Origin of the sequence: Pseudomonas stagnisoli, from assembly GCF_048595745.1 — a bacterium.
In the GTDB taxonomy this organism is placed as follows: Bacteria; Pseudomonadota; Gammaproteobacteria; order Pseudomonadales; family Pseudomonadaceae; genus Aquipseudomonas; species Aquipseudomonas alcaligenes_A.
This window is the reverse complement of record NZ_CP184361.1, coordinates 363,494-380,765: the sequence shown is the minus strand read 5'-3', so window position 1 is coordinate 380,765 and position 17,272 is coordinate 363,494. Positions and strand designations below refer to the sequence as shown.

Here is a 17,272-nt window from a genome sequence, read left to right as displayed (position 1 = left end):
CACAAAAAAAACCGCCCGAAGGCGGTTTTTTCAGAAGCTGGCGGCTGTTACAGACCGGACATCTTCTTGATAGCGCCCATCAGCTCGTCGTCCGAGCAGGTGGCGCAGGTGCCTTTCGGCGGCATGGCGTTGATGCCGGCGATAGCCGACTTGAGAATGCCATCCAGGCCGCCCTTGGCATCGGCACGCGCTTTCCAGGCAGCGGTATCGCCAACCTTCGGCGCACCCAGCACACCCGCGTTGTGGCAGGCGCCACAGTGGGCGGCGATCACGTCGTCCGGCGACTTGGCGCCACCACCGGCAGCCACGGCAACGGCGCCGACGCCCTTGCACTCTTCACCCTGGACGCAGACCTCGCCAACCGGCTTGATGCGCTCGGCGATCTCATCATTGGTCGCAGCCTGAGCGCTCACAGCCCACAGGGCCAATACGGCAGCTTGAGCCGCCAGCATCTTCTTGATCAGGTTCACGGTACACCCTCATTGGCTAGAAACGCCCGCGGCCACGGTTTCGCGAGCGGGCGCAGTATAACGGTTCGGCCGGCTGGCCGGAACAACCCAACTTGTCGCAGGGGCATTGCGTAAGGCAACGCCCGCTGCCGACTCAGAAGTTCGCCGGCGTGGTGGCGCTGATCAGTCGCGCCGGCTTGTCGTAGGGGTTACGGAAGCGATGCGGCTTGGTGCTGTCGAAGTAGTAGCTGTCGCCCGGCTCCAGCACAAACACCTCGGCGCCCACGGTCAGCTCCAAACGGCCGTCGACCAGCATGCCGGCTTCCTCGCCGTCATGGTTGAGCATTTCCTCACCGGTATCGGTGCCCGGCGGGTAGGTTTCGTCGAGGAAGGTAATGGTCCGATTGGGGTGCGCCTTGCCAATGAGCTTCATGGTCACGGCACCGCTGGAAAGGTCGGTCAGTTCGTCGGCCCGGTACACCACCTGAGTGTGGTTGTCCTGCTCCAGATCGAGAGAGAAAAACTCGACCAGCGACATGGGGATGCCGCCGAGCACCTTCTTCAGCGAGCTGATCGAAGGGCTCACGCTGTTTTTCTCGATCATCGAGATGGTGCTGTTGGTGACACCCGCCCGCTTGGCGAGTTCACGCTGGGAAAGGCCTTTGAGTTTACGGATAGATTGCAGTCGAACACCGACGTCCAATGCGGGGGTCCTCCCTGGGAGCAAGGCATCTGGGTGGCCGTATGATGCGGCCAGTGTTCAGTATTTACAACACTGCAAACGCAATTGCCCCGCCCCGTGACGGCTAGCCCCCGGAATAGAGCCTCGGCACCCGCTTCAGGTTGCAGAACAACTGGTACGGAATGCTGCCGCAACCATAGGCCACGGCACTGGCGGAGACGTTGCGCCCCCACAGCTCGACCCGACTCCCCAGACCTGCGCCGGGCAGGTCGGTGAGGTCGACGGTCAGCATGTCCATGGATACCCGGCCGATCAGGCGGGTCATCAGCCCATCGACCATGATTGGCGTGCCGGTGGCGGCATGCCGCGGATAGCCATCGGCATAGCCCATGGCCACCACACCGACGCGGGTCGGCCGCTCGGCGACGAAGCGTGCGCCATAACCCACCGGCTCGCCGGCCGGCAGCTCGCGTACGCTGATGATCTTCGACTCCAGGGTCATCACCGGGCGCAGGCGCGCGGCCTGGACCTGGTCCTGCTCGAAGGGCGTGGCACCGTAGAGCATGATGCCGGGGCGCACCCAGTCGCTGGCGATGGCCGGCCAACCGAGGATGGCCGGCGAGTTGCGCAGGCTGACCTCGGCCTGCAGGCCGGCACGCGCCTGTTCGAACACCGCGACCTGCTCCTCGCTGCGCGGACAATCCAGCTCGTCGGCGCGAGCGAAGTGGCTCATCAGCACGATCTTCTCGACCTTGCCGCTGGCCAGCAGGCGGGCATGGGCATCCCGGTACTCGGCCGGGTGCAGACCGACCCGGTGCATGCCGGAATCGAGCTTCAGCCACACCTGCAGCGGCCGCGCCAGGCGCGCGCGCTCGATCGCCTCGACCTGCCAGGTGGCATGTACCACGCACCACAGCTGGTGCTGGTCGATCAGGCTCAGTTCGCTCTCCTCGAAGAACCCCTCGAGCAGCAGGATCGGCTTGCGGATGCCGGCATAGCGCAGCTCCAGCGCCTCCTCGATGCAGGCTACGGCGAACCCGTCGGCCTCAGCTTCCAGGGCGGCAGCACAGCGCGTGGCACCATGCCCGTAGGCGTCCGCCTTGACCACCGCGAGCGCCCTGGCACCGCTGATCTCGCGGGCGAGGCGGTAGTTGTGGCGCAGGGCTTCGAGGTCGATCAGGGCACGGGCGGGACGCATGGCGGCTACTTCATTCGGTTAAAAAAAGCCCGGCGGGGGTGCCGGGCCAAAGGGATGTTCAGGCTTGTGCGGCGACGACCATCATCTCCACCAGCACGCGCGGGTCATACAGCTTGGCCTCGAGGCAGGCGCGGGCCGGGGCGGCACCCTCGGCCACCCAGGCGTCGTACACCTCGTTGAGGCCGGCATAGTCGGCCATGTCCTTGAGGTAGATGGTCACCGAGAGGATCTTGGTCTTGTCGCTGCCGGCCTCGGCCAGGAAGCGGTCGATGTTGGCCAGGGTCTGACGGGTCTGCTCACGGATATCGCCGTCGTAATCGTCCGCCAACTGGCCCGCCAGGTAGACGGTGCCGTTGTGGATGACGATTTCGCTGTAGCGCTTCTCAATGCGCAGGCGCTGGATGGACATGCTTGTGGCTCTCCTTGGTGCGGCCATAACGGGAAATATCCAGGCCTTCGGCGCTGATCTGCGGACGCTTGTTCGCCATCAGGTCGGCGAGGAAACGACCGGAGCCGCAGGCCATGGTCCAGCCAAGGGTACCGTGTCCGGTGTTGAGGAACAGGTTGCGGTAGGCGGTGGCGCCGACGATGGGCGTGCCATCCGGGGTGGCCGGACGCAGGCCGGTCCAGAATTCAGCACGGCTGACATCGCCGCCCTGCGGGTAAAGATCGTTGGTGATCATCTCCAGGGTGGCGCGGCGGGCCGGGTTGAGCGACAGGTCGAAACCGGCGATCTCGGCCATGCCGCCAACGCGGATGCGGTTGTCGAAGCGGGTGATGGCGACCTTGTAGGTCTCATCAAGGATGGTCGAGGTCGGCGCCATCGCCGCATTGGTGATCGGCACGGTCAGCGAGTAACCCTTGAGCGGGTAGACCGGCGCCTTGATGCCCAGCGGCTTGAGCAGCTGCGGGCTGTAGCTGCCGAGGGCGAGCACGTAGCGGTCGGCGGTCTCCAGCTTGCCGTCGATCCACACGCCGTTGATGCGGTCGCCGGCGTGGTCCAGGCGCTCGATGTTGCAGCCGAAGCGGAATTCGACGCCGAGGTCCTTGGCCATCTGCGCCAGCTTGCTGGTGAACATCTGGCAGTCGCCGGTCTGGTCGTTGGGCAGGCGCAGGGCGCCGGCCAGCTTGTCCTTGACCCCGGCCAGGGCCGGTTCGACCCGGGCGATGGCGTCGCGGTCGAGCAGCTCGTAAGGCACGCCGGAGGCTTCCAGCACGGCGATGTCCTTGGCCGCGTTGTCGACCTGGGCCTGGGTGCGGAACAGCTGGGTGGTGCCCAGCTGGCGGCCTTCGTAGGCGATGCCGGTCTCGGCGCGCAGCTCGTCGAGGCAGTCACGGCTGTACTCGGACAGGCGCACCATGCGCTCCTTGTTCACCGCGTAACGGGCAGCGGTGCAGTTGCGCAGCATTTGCGCCATCCACAGGTACTGGTCGATATCGGCGGTGGCTTTGATCGCCAGCGGCGCGTGCTTCTGCAGCAGCCACTTGATGGCCTTCAGCGGCACACCCGGGGCAGCCCAGGGCGAGGCGTAGCCGGGCGAAACCTGGCCGGCGTTGGCGAAGCTGGTTTCCAGGGCCGGGCCGTTCTGGCGGTCGACCACCACCACCTCGAAGCCGGCACGGGCCAGATAATAGGCACTGGCGGTACCGATCACACCGCTGCCGAGCACCAGAACACGCATCTTCGCCTCCTCGCTGCAGGGCGAGCCCGCGAGCGTTTGTTATTTTGACCGTAGATGGGCGCAGTATAGGAAGGCGCAAGTAGCGATATTCACTGTTTATCGCTGAGCATTTGGCGTTAGTTCTCGACGTAGAGCGTTTTCACAGGATTGCATCCAGGCGATATGGCTATATATTCGCCTCAACGCCAGTGAATTATCGCGTTCAGTTATTCCCTACGGAGCACATCATGCGCACCCAGCACCAGAGCCGCCGCGAGCTGGACAAGATCGACCGCAACATCCTGCGCATCCTCCAGGAGGACGGGCGCATCAGCTTCACCGAGCTGGGCGAGCGGGTCGGCCTGTCCACCACGCCCTGCACCGAGCGCGTCCGCCGCCTGGAGCGCGAGGGCATCATCATGGGCTACCACGCCCGCCTCAATCCGCAGCAGCTCAAGGCCAGCCTGCTGGTGTTCGTCGAGATCAGCCTGGACTACAAATCCGGCGACACCTTCGAGGACTTCCGCCGCGCCGTGCTCAAGCTGCCGCATGTGCTGGAGTGCCACCTGGTCAGTGGCGACTTCGACTACCTGGTGAAGGCGCGGATCAACGAGATGGCCAGCTACCGCAAGCTGCTCGGTGACATCCTGCTCAAGCTGCCGCATGTGCGCGAGTCGAAGTCCTACATCGTCATGGAAGAGGTCAAGGAGTCACTGACTCTGCCGGTGCCGGAATAAAGGCTGCGGGCTAGACCAGGCGTTGGCGGGTACTGGCGATCAGCCGGTGTACCTGGCGCTCAACGGCCGGCTCGATCGGCGTGTCCGGCCCCTGGCCGCGCGGGCACGGCAGGTTCGGCGTGGTACCGAACAGGCGGCAGATCAGCGGACGCTGGTCATACACGGTGCAGCCCTGCGGGCCGAGGTGCACGCAGTTGTACTCGGCCAGCGCGGCCTCATGCTCGGCATCGCTCTTGACCGGCAGGCGCGCCAGCTCTTCGGACGACGCCGTCACCGGGCCGCAGCAGTCATGGCAGCCAGGCACGCAGGCGAAGCGCGGAATCTGCCGGCGCAGCTGGTCGATCTTGCGGTCGGTGCAACTCATTGGCGGGCCTTGTGCTGAATCCCGCTAGTGTATCCGCGCGGCAGCGGCGTCGATGACTGCGAGTGAAAAGAGTTTTTCCTGGGGCGCTCTTGGCGCCTGGCATGGGCCATGCTTAAGCTGCGTAAAATTTTAACAACACACAACTCAGGATTTCGCACATGAACGCCCGCGTTCACCAGCCGCAACGCCCCGCCGTGCACAGCGACCAGCACGCCGCCTCCTACTACGCCGCCACGGCCAACCGCCAGCTGAGCTACCCGACACTGGCAGGCGAGGAACTGGCCGACGTGTGCATCGTCGGCGGCGGCTTCTCCGGCCTCAACACCGCCATCGAACTGGCCCGCAAAGGCTTCTCGGTGGTGCTGCTGGAAGCCCATCTGGTCGGCTGGGGTGCCAGCGGGCGCAACGGCGGCCAGCTGATCCGCGGGGTCGGCCATGGCGTCGAACAGTTCGAGCCGGTGATCGGCGCCGACGGCGTGCGCCAGCTCAAGCTGATGGGCCTGGAAGCGGTGGAGCTGGTGCGTCGCCGCGTGGAAGAGTTCCAGATCGACTGCGACCTGACCTGGGGCTACTGCGACCTGGCCAACAAGCCGGCCCACCTGGACGGCTTCGCCGAGGACAAGGCCGAGCTGGAAAGCCTCGGCTACCGCCACGAACTGCGTCTGCTGCAACCGCAGCAGATGCACCAGGTCGTCGGCTCCGACCGTTACTGCGGCGGCATGATCGACATGGGCTCGGGCCACCTGCACCCGCTCAACCTGGCCCTGGGCGAGGCAGCCGCGGCGGCCTCGCTGGGCGTGCGCCTGTTCGAACACTCGCCGGTGAGCCGCATCGACTACGGCCCCGAGGTGAAGGTACACACCGCCCGCGGCAGTGTGCGCGCCAAGACCCTGGTCCTGGCCTGCAATGCCTACCTCAACGGCCTGGACCCGGAGCTGGGCGGCAAGGTACTGCCCGCCGGCAGCTACGTGATCGCCACCGAGCCGCTGGGCGAAGCGCGCGCACGCGCGCTGATCCCGCAGAATATGGCGCTGTGCGACCAGCGCGTGGCGCTGGACTACTATCGCCTGTCGGCCGACAACCGCCTGCTGTTCGGCGGCGCCTGCCATTATTCCGGTCGCGATCCGGCAGACATTGCCGCCTATATGCGGCCGAAAATGCTGCAAGTCTTCCCCAACCTGAAAGACGTGAGGATCGACTTCCAGTGGGGCGGGATGATCGGCATCGGCGCCAACCGCCTGCCGCAGATCGGCCGCCTCAAGGATCAGCCCAACGTCTACCACGCCCAGGCCTACGCCGGGCACGGGGTCAACGCCACGCACCTGGCCGGCAAGCTGCTGGCCGAGGCGATTGCCGGCGAGCAGGGCGGCGGCTTCGAGCTGTTCAACCGCGTACCGCACATCACCTTCCCCGGCGGCAAACACCTGCGCTCGCCGCTGCTGGCCCTGGGCATGGCCTGGTACCGCCTCAAGGAAGCGGTCGGCCTGGCCTGACCGCCCTCACCACAGCGTCCAGAACGGACGCTCGACCTCGGTCCGGGCCTGCGCCCGGCTGAGGCCGATATCGCGCAACTGCTCGTCGCTGAGATAGCGCAACGCCTGGCGCGTCTGCAGGCGACGGCGCCAGGCCCGCCAGCGCCCGAACAGCACGAGCGCGACGCCGATCCCTCCACGCGCGGGCTTCCCTGTCTCGGGATGGACTGTTTCCTGGCGTTCCCATGGCTGCGGCATGTCGACCTCCTTGCACCGATCTGTATGGAGGACCATGATGCGGGTCGCACGAAACAGGATACAGATTCAAAGAATGGACTTTTGATCCATACAGATTCTGTGTGCGCCCCACTGAATCCTGCTTTTTGCCGTCATCTGTATGGTCTGACGGAGGCCGCCATGCTTTACCGCAACCTGGCCGAGATCCTCGGCGAACGCATCGAACAGGGCCTGTACCGCCCTGGCGACCGCCTGCCCTCGGTGCGCGCGCTCAGCCAGGAGCACGGCGTCAGCCTGAGTACCGTGCAGCAGGCCTACCGCGAGCTGGAGGACGAGGGCCTGGTGGAACCCCGGCCCAAATCCGGCTACTTCGTACCACACGGCCGCCAGCGCCCGGCGCTGCCCATGGTCGGGCGCACCGCCCAGCGCCCGGTGGAAGTGTCGCAGTGGGACCAGGTGCTGGAGCTGGTCAACACGCCGGCCCAGGCCGACCTGGTGCAGTTGGGCCGCGGCATCCCTGACATCGATGCGCCCACGCTCAAGCCGCTGCTGCGCAGCCTGTCGCGCCTGAGCCGGCGCCAGGGCCTGCGTGAGCTGAGCTACGGCAGCCTGGCGGGCGAAGTCCTGCTGCGCGAACAGGTGGCGCGCCTGGCGCTGGATTCCGGCTGCCAGATCGCCCCTGACGACCTGATCATCACCACCGGCTGCCACGAGGCGCTGTCCGCCGCGCTGCGCGCCATCTGCCAGCCCGGCGATATCGTCGCGGTGGACTCGCCGAGCTTCCACGGCGTGATGCAGGCGCTCAAGGGGTTCGGCCTGAAGGCCCTCGAGCTGCCCACCGACCCGCTCACCGGCATCAATCTGGAAGCGCTGGAGATGGCCCTCGAGCAGTGGCCGATCAAGGCCATCCAGCTGACCCCGACCTGCAACAACCCGCTCGGCTACGTCATGCCCGAGGCCAATCGCCGCGCCCTGCTGGAGCTGGCGCAGCGCTACGACCTGGCGATCATCGAGGACGACATCTACGGCGACCTGGCCTACCGCTACCCGCGCCCGCGCACCATCAAGTCGTTCGACGAAGACGGCCGCGTGCTGCTCTGCAGCTCCTTCTCCAAGACCCTGGTACCGGGCCTGCGCATCGGCTGGATCGCGCCGGGGCGCTACCTGCAGCGGGTGCTGCACATGAAGTACATGAGCACTGGCATGAGCGCCCAGTTGCCGCAGCTGGCGCTGGCCGAATTCATCGGCGAGGGCCAGTACCAGCCACACCTGCGGCGCATGCGCAGCCAGTACGCGCGAGGCCGCGAGCGGATGACGGCCTGGGTCAGCCAGCACTTCCCCGCCGCCGTGAGGGTCAGCCAGCCGCAGGGTGGCTTCATGCTCTGGGTGGAGATGCCGCAGGGCTTCGACAGCCAGCGCCTGAATCGCCTGCTGGCGCCGCACAAGGTGCAGATCGCGCCCGGCAGCATCTTTTCCGCCGCCGGCAAGTACCGCAACTGCCTGCGCATGAACTTCGCCACCGCCATGACCGCCGACCTGGAGTGGGCGGTCCGGCAGGTGGGCCAGACGGTGGGTGAACTGCTCAGCCCAACACCGGGCGGCGCGGCGCTCTAGTCAGCCGCCGGCGCCTGGAACGCCCCACGGCGCCAGGCCAGCCAGACGAACAGTGCCGCGCCGGCCGCCATCAGCAGGGGCAGCGCATGACCGCTCAGCCACTGGCTGGCAGCGCCGGTGGACAGCGGCCCGAGCAGGCAGCCGGCGCCCCACAGCAGGGCGATGTGAGCGTTGGCACGTACCAGCGCGTCATCCCGGTAGAACTGCCCGACCAGGATCAGCGACAGGGTGTAGAGCCCACCGGCGGCGGCCCCGAACACCACCAGCAGCGGCCAGATCAGCGGCGTGTGCAGCAGCGTGGGAATCGCCAGGCTGGACAGCAGCAGCAGCACGCCGCAGACGCGAAACAGCGTGGCGCGCGACACCCGGTCGGCGAGCAGGCCGATAGGCAGCTGCAGCAGGGCGTCGCCCACCACCACCACGCTGGCCATCAGCAGCGCCGTCTCTTGGGCGAAGCCTTCGCGCAGCAAATAGACCGGCAGCAGGGTCAGCACCATCGACTCGAAGGCGGCGAACAGCACCACGGCCCAGGCAATCGCCGGCAGGCGCCGACAGAACAGCCCCAGACCGCGCCCGGAAGCGCTGTGCGCATCGACCTGCGGCGCGCCACTATGGCCCAGCAGCACGGCGCTGCCCCCGACCAGCAGCGCCACCGACAGCCAGAAGCCGAGGTCGCTGGCACTGCCGATAACCGTCAGCGCCAGCGGCCCGGCCAGCTGACTGAGGGCGAAGCCGGTGCCGTACAGCGCCACCAGACGGCCGCGCAGGCGCTCCTCGACCAGCTGGTTGATCCAGCTTTCGCCCAGGACGAAGACCACGGTCAGGGAAATGCCGATCAGCAGGCGCAGCAGCAGCCACAGCGGGTAATAGGGCAGCAGGGCCAGCAGGCCGACCGAGAAGGCGCTGGCCAGCAGGCACAGGCGCAGGGTGCGCGGCGTGCCCAGCACGCCTGCCAGGCGCCCGGTCAGGCGCGCCCCGAGCAGCACGCCGACGGCCGGCATCGCCGCCATCACGCCAATAGCGAAAGGCCCGTAGCCCCAGCTCTCCAGGCGCAGCGACACCAGCGGCAAGGTCACCCCCAGCGCCAGCCCGACGATGACCACCGCCGCAGTGACGGCGAAGTAGGTTCCCCAACGCATAGCCCAATCCTTTCCGGCCAAAGCAAACGGCCGGGTTCCCAAGGAAACCCGGCCGCAGGTGTGGCTCACTCGGGAGCCGGCCCCGAAGGGCGGACCTTAAAGTACGGTCAAACTAACCCAGCAGCGATGAAGGTCTTCTGGGCTAAGGCCAGGACCATCGACCAACGGGAGTAACAGCCGTTAGGCTGGCCCGAAGGGCGAGCGTCAGCGAGTCAGGCGCCCCGCAGCTTTTAAGCGCAGCGTACTGCAGTACGTGAGCATTAAAAGCGAGGACGCAACGCCGTATGGCCGACGACCAGGAGATCGTCCCGCGTACTTAGAGCTTGATCCAGGTGGCCTTGATCTCGGTGTACTTGTCGAAGGCATGCAGCGACTTGTCGCGGCCGTTGCCCGACTGCTTGTAGCCACCAAACGGCGCGGTCATGTCGCCACCGTCGTACTGGTTGACCCACATGCTGCCCACGCGCAGCGCCTTGGCAGTCAGGTGCGCCTTGGACAGGTTGCTGGTCCAGATCGCCGCCGCCAGACCGAAGATGCTGTCGTTGGCAATCGCGATCGCTTCCTCGGTGGTGTCGAACGGAATCACCGTCAGCACCGGGCCGAAGATCTCTTCCTGAGCGATGCGCATCTTGTTGTGCGCATCGTCGAAAATGGTCGGCTCGACATACACGCCGCCCGTCTCTTCGAGGGTGCGCTTGCCGCCGCAGAGCATCTTGGCCTGATCGGCATGACCGGCTTCGATGTAGGACAGCACGGTGTTCAGGTGGCCCTGGTCAACCAGCGCGCCGACCTGGGTTTCCGGATCCAGCGCATGGCCGACCTTCCAGCCCTTGAGGGCCTCGACCACCATCGGCATGAACTTGTCCTTGATCGAACGCTGTACCAGCAGGCGCGAACCGGCGGTGCACATTTCGCCCTGGTTGAAGCAGATGGCCATGGCGGCGGCCTCGGCAGCCTCCTTCAGGCAGGGCGCGTCTTCAAACACGATGTTGGCGCTCTTGCCGCCGGCTTCCAGCCAGACGCGCTTCATGTTGGACTCGCCGGCATAGATCATCAGCTGCTTGGCGATCTTGGTCGAACCGGTGAACACCAGAGTGTCGACGTCCATGTGCAGGGCCAGGGCCTTGCCCACGGTGTGGCCGAAGCCCGGCAGCACGTTGAGCACGCCGGCCGGAATACCAGCCTCCAGCGCCAGCTCGGCCATGCGGATGGCGGTCAGCGGGGACTTCTCGGACGGCTTGACGATCACCGAGTTGCCGGTGGCCAGGGCCGGGCCCAGCTTCCAGGCGGTCATGATCATCGGGAAGTTCCACGGCACGATGGCGGCGACCACGCCGACCGGCTCGCGGGTCACCAGACCCAGTTCGTCGTGCGGGGTGGCGGCCACTTCGTCATAGATCTTGTCGATCGCTTCACCGCTCCAGCGGATGGCGCGCGAGGCACCCGCCACATCGACGCTCAGGGAGAAGGCGATCGGCTTACCCATGTCCAGGGTTTCCAGCAGGGCCAGCTCCTCGGCGTGGGCGTCGAGCAGATCGGCAAAGCGGATCATGATCTTCTTGCGCTCGACCGGCTTCATCTGCGACCACACGCCCGACTCGAAGGTGGCGCGGGCATCACGCACGGCGACGTCGGCATCGGCGGCGTCGCAACTGGCGATCAGGCCGAGGACACGACCATCGACCGGGCTCACGCACTCGAAGGTCTGGCCGGAAACGGCATCGCGGTGCTCGCCATGGATCAGGGCGCGGCCCTCGATCTGCAGATTCTTGGCGCGCTGTTCCCAGTCGGCACGAGTCAGGGTGGTCATGCGGGAGTTCCTCAGTGGAAGCGTGTGGCAAATAGGCAACACGCACTGTCAATTATTCTGCCAGGCCGATTGCCGGCCATCGTGCGCACAACACTAAACCAGAGCGCGTCGCCTTTTCAATATTTTTGACAAAGGCCCGATCAGGCGCCTTGAATGTTCGTTTTATCAAACATAGACTGCCGCCCATCGACAGCCCTACAACAACAGGAAACCCACTCCATGAATGTCGCCCAGATCATCGACTTCGCCAGCGTCACCACCGCGCCGGAACACTATCGCCCGGCCGCCGAGAAGATCCTCAAGGGCGACCCCGAGCAGAGCGTGCGCAACCACTACGGCAGCCCCTGCGGCCAGTTCAACGTGGGCATCTGGGAAGGCGCCGTCGGCCAGTGGACGATCAACTACACCGAGCACGAGTACTGCGAGATTCTCCAGGGCGTGTCGGTGATCCGCGATCAGGATGGCAATGCCAAGACCGTGCGCGCCGGCGACCGCTTCGTCATCCCGGCCGGCCTCAAGGGCACCTGGGAAGTGCTGGAGCCCTGCCGCAAGGTCTATGTGATCTTCGAAGCCAAGGCCTGAGCCCGGCCTAACACTCGATTCAGAGTCACCCTGATTAGCCCGCGCCCGCGGGCTTTTTTTTCGCCCACAGTTTTTCGCAGGCAAGAAAAAACCCGCCGAGGCGGGTTTCTTCGTACAAGGGCCGGATCAATTACTTGATCTTGGCTTCCTTGTAGGTCACGTGCTTACGGACGACCGGATCGTACTTCTTGATCTCGATCTTGTCCGGAGTGGTGCGCTTGTTCTTGTCGGTGGTGTAGAAGTGGCCGGTACCGGCGCTGGACACCAAACGGATCAGTTCACGCATGATTAGCTCCTTAAACCTTTTCGCCGCGAGCGCGCAGCTCGGACAGCACTACGTCGATACCGCGCTTGTCGATGATGCGCATGCCCTTGGCGGAAACGCGCAGACGCACGAAGCGCTTCTCGGACTCGACCCAGAAGCGATGGTGCTGCAGGTTCGGCAGGAAACGACGACGGGTTTTGTTGTTAGCGTGGGAAACGTTGTTCCCGGTTACCGGACCCTTACCGGTAACTTGACAGACTCTCGACATGCCTCAGCCCTCTAAACCACATGCCCAACCCGGCATGGGTTGGCCGCTTGAACTCAATAGTCATTTGGCGCTCAGCGCCGCGTTTCTCGGGGGTCTTACCGGCATTTGGCGTTGCCGCTGGACCGGGCCCCTAGAAAAGAGCGCTGCTTTATACCAGAACACCCCGGCAGTCGCAAGAATTCCCGCGTACCGCGAACCAGCATAGCCCCAGAAGCAGCGGCCCTTCGCGCCGCAGGCACCCCGACCGCTCGTCGCCTGGGTCGATTGTCTGCCCGCCGCCTTTGGTCTAGGGTTGCCTCTCGCCTTTCGGAGGAACCGCGATGCGCATCGCCGCCCTGCCCCTGCTGCTCGCCCCGCTGCTAAGCCAGGCCGCCACTCTCAGCGTCTGCACCGAAGCCAGCCCGGACGGTTTCGACGTGGTGCAGTACAACTCGCTGACCACCACCAACGCCTCGGCCGACATGCTGATGAACCGTCTGGTGGACTATGACGCCGCCGCAGGCCAACTGGTGCCCAGCCTGGCCGAGCGCTGGGAAGTGTCGGCCGACGGCCTGAGCTGGACTTTCCAGCTGCGCCCGGGAGTGAAATTCCAGCGCACCGCCTGGTTCACACCGAGCCGTGAACTGAACGCCGACGACGTGCTGTTCAGCTTCCAGCGCATGCTCGACCCAACCCATCCCTGGCACAAGGTCGCCGCCAGCGGTTATCCGCACGCCCAGTCCATGCAGTGGCCGGCGCTGATCGAGCGCATCGAGGCGCCGACACCGCTGAGCGTGCGCTTCGTGCTCAAGCGCCCGGACGCCACCTTCCTCGCCACCCTGAGCATGGGCTTCGCCTCCATCTATTCCGCCGAGTACGCCGCCAAACTGCTGGCCGACGGCACGCCGGAGAAACTGAACGCCCAACCGGTCGGCACCGGCCCCTTCGTGCTCAAGCGCTTCCAGAAGGACGCAGTGATCCGCTACGCGGCCAACCCCGACTACTTCGCCGGCAAGCCGGCTATCGACGGCCTGGTGTTCGCCATCACCCCCGACGCCAGCGTGCGCCTGCAGAAGCTCAGACGCGGCGAATGCCAGATTGCCCTGTCGCCGAAGCCGCAGGATGTGCAGGCAGCGCGCGCGGAGAGTCGCCTGGCAGTCAGTGAAACCCCAGCGTTCATGACCGCCTTCGTCGCCCTCAACAGCCAGCACCCACCGCTGGACAAGCCGCAGGTGCGCCAGGCGATCAACCTGGCCTTCGACAAGGCCAGTTACCTCAAGGCGGTATTCGAGGGCAGTGCCACCCCGGCCAGCGGCCCCTACCCGCCGAACACCTGGAGTTACGCCAAGGATCTGCCGGGCTATGCCCACGACCCCGCCAAGGCCCGCGCGCTGCTGGCCGAAGCCGGACTGGCGGACGGTTTCAAGACCACCATCTGGACCCGCCCGTCGGGCAGCCTGCTCAACCCCAACCCGTCTCTCGGCGCCCAGCTGCTGCAAGCCGACCTGGCCAAGGTCGGCATCCAGGCGGAAATCCGCGTGATCGAGTGGGGCGAGCTGATCCGCCGCGCCAAGGCTGGCGAGCATGACCTGCTGTTCATGGGCTGGGCCGGCGACAACGGCGACCCGGACAACTTCCTCACCCCGCAGTTCGCCTGCGCCTCGGTGCAGTCTGGCCTGAACTTCGCGCGCTACTGCGACCCGCAGCTGGACCAGCTGATCAGCCAAGGCAGGGCCGCCAGCGCTCAGGCACAGCGCAGCGAGCTGTATCGCCAGGCGCAGACGCTGATCCAGCAGCAGGCCTTGTGGCTGCCGCTGGCGCACCCCACCGCCTTCGCCCTGCACAGCGACAGGGTCAGCGGCTACCAGGTCAGCCCCTTCGGCCGCCAGGATTTCGCCAAGGTCCGCCTGGCCCCCTGAGGCCGCATGGCGGGCAGCGCCCGCCCTACACCCAGCCGAACTCGGCCATCGACAGCGGCTCGCCGTCGCCGACGATGAAGTGGTCGAGCACGCGCACCTCGATCAGGCCGAGCGCCTCCTTGAGCCGCTCGGTCAACTGGCGATCGGCCTGGCTGGGCTCGGCGACGCCGGACGGGTGGTTATGCACCAGGATGGTGGCGGCCGCGTTGTGGAACAGCGCACGCTTGACCACCTGGCGGGGATAAACGCTGGCGCCGTCGATGGAGCCGAAGAACAGCGCCTCGAAGCAGATCACCCGGTGCTTGGCATCGAGGAACAGGCAGCCGAACACCTCGTGCGGCTCGTGGCGCAGACGCGCCTTGAGGTAGTCGCGCACCGCCTGCGGGCTCTCCAACGCGGAATCCCGGCGCAGCCGCTCGGCCAGATGACGGCGGCCCATCTCCAGCACCGCCTGCAGCTGGGCGAACTTGGCCGGGCCGAGGCCCAGGCGTTGGCTGAAGGAATCCAGGTCGGCCTCCAGCAACGCGCGCAGGCTGCCGAAGTCGGCCAGCAGGTGGCGAGCCAGGTCCACCGCGCTCTGCCCGGCCACCCCGGTGCGCAGGAAAATCGCCAACAGCTCGGCGTCGCTCAGCGCCGCGGCACCCAGCTCCAGCAGTTTCTCCCGCGGGCGTTCTGCCGCAGGCCAGTCGCGTATGCTCATGACATCTCCCTGTCCGTCGGCCCGCTGTTCCAGCGCAGGCCCTGTGCTATCTTAGCCCGGCTTTTTTGGCGCGGTGACCGGCCTGGGGAGGTGTCGCCGCCGCGCTGCTATCCACACCACATTATTAAAGGCAGGCCTATGCAGCGGCTGTATCGGAAACGCATCGTCCTGGGCGTCGGTGGCGGCATCGCCGCCTACAAGAGCGCAGAGCTGGTCCGTCGCCTGCGCGACCAGGGCGCCGAAGTACGGGTGGTCATGACCCGTGGCGGCCGCGAGTTCATTACCCCGCTGACCCTGCAGGCGCTGTCCGGCCACCCGGTGCACCTCGACCTGCTCGACCCGGCCGCCGAAGCCGCCATGGGCCATATCGAGCTGGCCAAATGGGCTGACCTGGTGCTGATCGCCCCGGCCACCGCCGACATCATGGCGCGCCTCGCTCAGGGCGTGGCCGACGATCTGCTGACCACTCTGGTGCTGGCCACCGACGCCCAGGTCGCCCTGGCCCCGGCGATGAACCAGGCCATGTGGCGCGATGCGGCCACCCAGGCCAATGCCGAGATTCTCGCCCAGCGCGGCCTGCACCTGTTCGGCCCGGCCGCCGGCAGCCAGGCCTGCGGCGACGTCGGCCCCGGGCGCATGCTGGAAGCCGAGGAGCTGGCCCAGCGCGCCGCCGATTGCTTCCAGTGGCAGGCGCTGACCGGCAAGCACGTACTGATCACCGCCGGCCCGACCCAGGAAAACATCGACCCGGTGCGTTACATCACCAACCACAGCTCCGGCAAGATGGGCTTCGCCCTGGCCGAGGCCGCCGTGGAGGCCGGCGCCCAGGTCACCCTGGTGACCGGCCCCGTGCATCTGCCGACACCAGACCGGGTCAATCGCATCGACGTGGTCAGCGCCCGCGACATGCTCGCCGCCTGCGAGGCCGCGATGCCCTGCGACCTGCTGATCGCCTCCGCTGCCGTGGCCGACTACCGACCGGAAGTGGTGGCCACGCAGAAAATGAAGAAGGACCCCAGCAGCGGCGAAGGCCTGCTCCTGCAACTGGTGCGCAACCCGGACATCCTCGCCACCATCGCCGGCCGTGAAGATCGTCCGTTCAGCGTGGGCTTTGCCGCAGAAACCGAGAACCTGCTCGACTATGCTGCGCGCAAGCTGAAGGACAAGAACCTCGACCTGATCGTCGCCAACGACGTGGCCAACCCGACCATCGGCTTCAACAGCGAAGAGAACGCCATCACCGTGATCGATCGCGAGCTGCAGGCCAGCGCCTTCGCCCAGACCAGCAAGAGCAAGATCGCCCGCCAACTGGTGGCCTTCATTGCCGAGCGCCTCAACCGCGCCTGACCCCCATCGTTTATGGAATCCACCATGCACGCTCTGCAAGCCAAGATCCTCGACCCGCGCCTGGGCAGCGATTTTCCCCTGCCGCACTATGCGACCCCCGGCTCCGCCGGCCTCGATCTGCGCGCCATGCTCAAGGAGGACAGCATCCTCGAGCCGGGGCAGACCCTGCTGATCCCCACCGGCCTGTCCGTCTATATCGGCGATCCCGGCCTGGCCGCGCTGATCCTGGCGCGCTCGGGGCTCGGCCATAAGCACGGCATCGTGCTCGGCAACCTGGTCGGCCTGATCGACTCGGACTACCAGGGCGAGCTGATGGTGTCCTGCTGGAATCGCGGCCAGACGCCCTTCACCATCGCCGTCGGCGAGCGCATCGCCCAGCTGGTGCTGGTGCCGGTGGTGCAGGCGCATTTCGAGCTGGTCGAGGAATTCGACGCCAGCCAGCGTGGTACCGGCGGTTTCGGCCATTCCGGTAGCCACTGACCCCGCCCGCTCGGGATGAATTGCCAGGGAGACGTCGCGTGAAACTCAAGCGAGCAGCCAAGGATAACGAACCACTCATCGCCGCCGCTCCGGCCAAGCCGGCAGCCAAGACCAGCAACGACTCGCAGGCGCTGCTGCCGGGCGCCATCGCCGCGCTGGGCGGCCTGGTGCTGGCCTGCGCACTGCTCGGCTTCGGTCTCAGCGGCAGCGGTAAACAGCAGCAACAACAGCTGGTCGAAGCCTGGGGCGGCAGCCAGGCAAGTGCCTTGCAACAGGCTCAGCAACAACTGCTCGCTGACACCCAGGCCGCCGCCAATGACCCGGCGCTACTCACCGCCCTGCAGAGCGGCGACCGCAGCCTGATCGGCA

The 17,272-nt window shown here is 66.3% G+C and carries 19 protein-coding genes; 7 read left to right on the top strand and 12 right to left on the bottom strand.

Annotated elements, in window-relative coordinates; genetic code table 11:
* Positions 1-47: 47 nt before the first annotated feature.
* The 5 genes from ACOAPY_RS01785 to dadA form a co-directional block, all read right to left on the bottom strand.
* Positions 48-470: a c-type cytochrome gene (locus ACOAPY_RS01785; RefSeq protein ID WP_465154812.1), complete on the bottom strand. Its 423-nt coding sequence runs from the start codon at positions 468-470 to the stop codon at positions 48-50.
* A gap of 133 nt (positions 471-603) precedes the next feature.
* Positions 604-1,152 carry a cupin domain-containing protein gene (locus ACOAPY_RS01780; RefSeq protein WP_021702037.1) on the bottom strand — a complete coding sequence of 183 codons (549 nt, stop codon included), beginning with the start codon at positions 1,150-1,152 and terminating at the stop codon, positions 604-606.
* Positions 1,153-1,255: 103 nt separating this feature from the next.
* On the bottom strand, positions 1,256-2,329 hold the full coding sequence (alr, locus tag ACOAPY_RS01775; RefSeq protein WP_465154811.1) for an alanine racemase: 1,074 nt from the start codon (positions 2,327-2,329) through the stop codon (positions 1,256-1,258).
* A gap of 58 nt (positions 2,330-2,387) precedes the next feature.
* Positions 2,388-2,738: a RidA family protein gene (locus ACOAPY_RS01770; RefSeq protein ID WP_465154810.1), complete on the bottom strand. Its 351-nt coding sequence runs from the start codon at positions 2,736-2,738 to the stop codon at positions 2,388-2,390.
* Positions 2,713-4,011 (bottom strand): D-amino acid dehydrogenase, encoded by a 1,299-nt coding sequence (gene dadA, locus ACOAPY_RS01765; protein ID WP_021702034.1) that lies wholly within the window; start codon positions 4,009-4,011, stop codon positions 2,713-2,715. Before dadA ends, ACOAPY_RS01770 begins: the two co-directional genes overlap by 26 nt.
* 227 nt (positions 4,012-4,238) lie before the next feature.
* Here dadA and dadR point away from each other — a divergent pair, with 227 nt between their 5' ends.
* Positions 4,239-4,727 (top strand): transcriptional regulator DadR, encoded by a 489-nt coding sequence (dadR, locus tag ACOAPY_RS01760; RefSeq protein ID WP_021702033.1) that lies wholly within the window; start codon positions 4,239-4,241, stop codon positions 4,725-4,727.
* Positions 4,728-4,737: 10 nt separating this feature from the next.
* On the opposite strand, the gene ACOAPY_RS01755 is transcribed toward dadR, so the two are convergent.
* Complete coding sequence (locus ACOAPY_RS01755) at positions 4,738-5,091, bottom strand: YkgJ family cysteine cluster protein (RefSeq protein WP_272795032.1); 354 nt, start codon at positions 5,089-5,091, stop codon at positions 4,738-4,740.
* 158 nt (positions 5,092-5,249) lie between these two features.
* On the opposite strand from ACOAPY_RS01755, the gene ACOAPY_RS01750 reads away from it, so the two are divergent.
* Positions 5,250-6,584, top strand: a complete 1,335-nt coding sequence (locus tag ACOAPY_RS01750; RefSeq protein WP_272795033.1) for an NAD(P)/FAD-dependent oxidoreductase — start codon at positions 5,250-5,252, stop codon at positions 6,582-6,584.
* Positions 6,585-6,590: 6 nt separating this feature from the next.
* Here ACOAPY_RS01750 and ACOAPY_RS01745 read toward each other — a convergent pair whose 3' ends face one another.
* Positions 6,591-6,821, bottom strand: coding sequence for a DUF1127 domain-containing protein (locus ACOAPY_RS01745; RefSeq protein WP_272795034.1), 231 nt, complete (start codon positions 6,819-6,821; stop codon positions 6,591-6,593).
* Positions 6,822-6,980: 159 nt separating this feature from the next.
* Between ACOAPY_RS01745 and ACOAPY_RS01740 the strand changes: the two genes are divergently transcribed.
* Positions 6,981-8,414, top strand: coding sequence for an aminotransferase-like domain-containing protein (locus ACOAPY_RS01740; RefSeq protein WP_465154809.1), 1,434 nt, complete (start codon positions 6,981-6,983; stop codon positions 8,412-8,414).
* On the opposite strand, the gene ACOAPY_RS01735 is transcribed toward ACOAPY_RS01740, so the two are convergent.
* Both ACOAPY_RS01735 and ACOAPY_RS01730 read right to left on the bottom strand, forming a co-directional pair.
* Entirely contained in the window at positions 8,411-9,553 is a 1,143-nt protein-coding gene (locus ACOAPY_RS01735; protein ID WP_465154808.1) for an MFS transporter, read from the bottom strand. The two genes, ACOAPY_RS01740 and ACOAPY_RS01735, sit on opposite strands and share 4 nt — an antisense overlap.
* A gap of 316 nt (positions 9,554-9,869) precedes the next feature.
* Positions 9,870-11,363 carry an aldehyde dehydrogenase gene (locus ACOAPY_RS01730; RefSeq protein WP_465154807.1) on the bottom strand — a complete coding sequence of 498 codons (1,494 nt, stop codon included), beginning with the start codon at positions 11,361-11,363 and terminating at the stop codon, positions 9,870-9,872.
* A 219-nt stretch (positions 11,364-11,582) separates the two neighbouring features.
* On the opposite strand from ACOAPY_RS01730, the gene ACOAPY_RS01725 reads away from it, so the two are divergent.
* The gene (locus ACOAPY_RS01725) at positions 11,583-11,945 is read left to right on the top strand and encodes a cupin domain-containing protein (RefSeq protein ID WP_021702026.1); all 363 of its coding nucleotides are present in this window, start codon (positions 11,583-11,585) and stop codon (positions 11,943-11,945) included.
* Positions 11,946-12,075: 130 nt separating this feature from the next.
* On the opposite strand, the gene rpmG is transcribed toward ACOAPY_RS01725, so the two are convergent.
* Entirely contained in the window at positions 12,076-12,231 is a 156-nt protein-coding gene (gene rpmG, locus ACOAPY_RS01720; RefSeq protein WP_021702025.1) for a 50S ribosomal protein L33, read from the bottom strand.
* Positions 12,232-12,241: 10 nt separating this feature from the next.
* The gene (gene rpmB, locus ACOAPY_RS01715; RefSeq protein WP_021702024.1) at positions 12,242-12,478 is read right to left on the bottom strand and encodes a 50S ribosomal protein L28; all 237 of its coding nucleotides are present in this window, start codon (positions 12,476-12,478) and stop codon (positions 12,242-12,244) included.
* Between the two features lie 320 nt (positions 12,479-12,798).
* Here rpmB and ACOAPY_RS01710 point away from each other — a divergent pair, with 320 nt between their 5' ends.
* Positions 12,799-14,376: an ABC transporter substrate-binding protein gene (locus ACOAPY_RS01710; RefSeq protein ID WP_465154806.1), complete on the top strand. Its 1,578-nt coding sequence runs from the start codon at positions 12,799-12,801 to the stop codon at positions 14,374-14,376.
* A 25-nt stretch (positions 14,377-14,401) separates the two neighbouring features.
* Here the strand turns inward: ACOAPY_RS01710 and radC are convergent, their stop codons facing one another.
* Entirely contained in the window at positions 14,402-15,076 is a 675-nt protein-coding gene (gene radC, locus ACOAPY_RS01705; RefSeq protein ID WP_076582138.1) for a RadC family protein, read from the bottom strand.
* A 138-nt stretch (positions 15,077-15,214) separates the two neighbouring features.
* Here radC and coaBC point away from each other — a divergent pair, with 138 nt between their 5' ends.
* Positions 15,215-16,423 carry a bifunctional phosphopantothenoylcysteine decarboxylase/phosphopantothenate--cysteine ligase CoaBC gene (gene coaBC / locus ACOAPY_RS01700; RefSeq protein ID WP_465154805.1) on the top strand — a complete coding sequence of 403 codons (1,209 nt, stop codon included), beginning with the start codon at positions 15,215-15,217 and terminating at the stop codon, positions 16,421-16,423.
* 24 nt (positions 16,424-16,447) lie between these two features.
* The gene (gene dut / locus ACOAPY_RS01695; RefSeq protein WP_465154804.1) at positions 16,448-16,903 is read left to right on the top strand and encodes a dUTP diphosphatase; all 456 of its coding nucleotides are present in this window, start codon (positions 16,448-16,450) and stop codon (positions 16,901-16,903) included.
* Positions 16,904-17,272 lie beyond the last annotated feature (369 nt).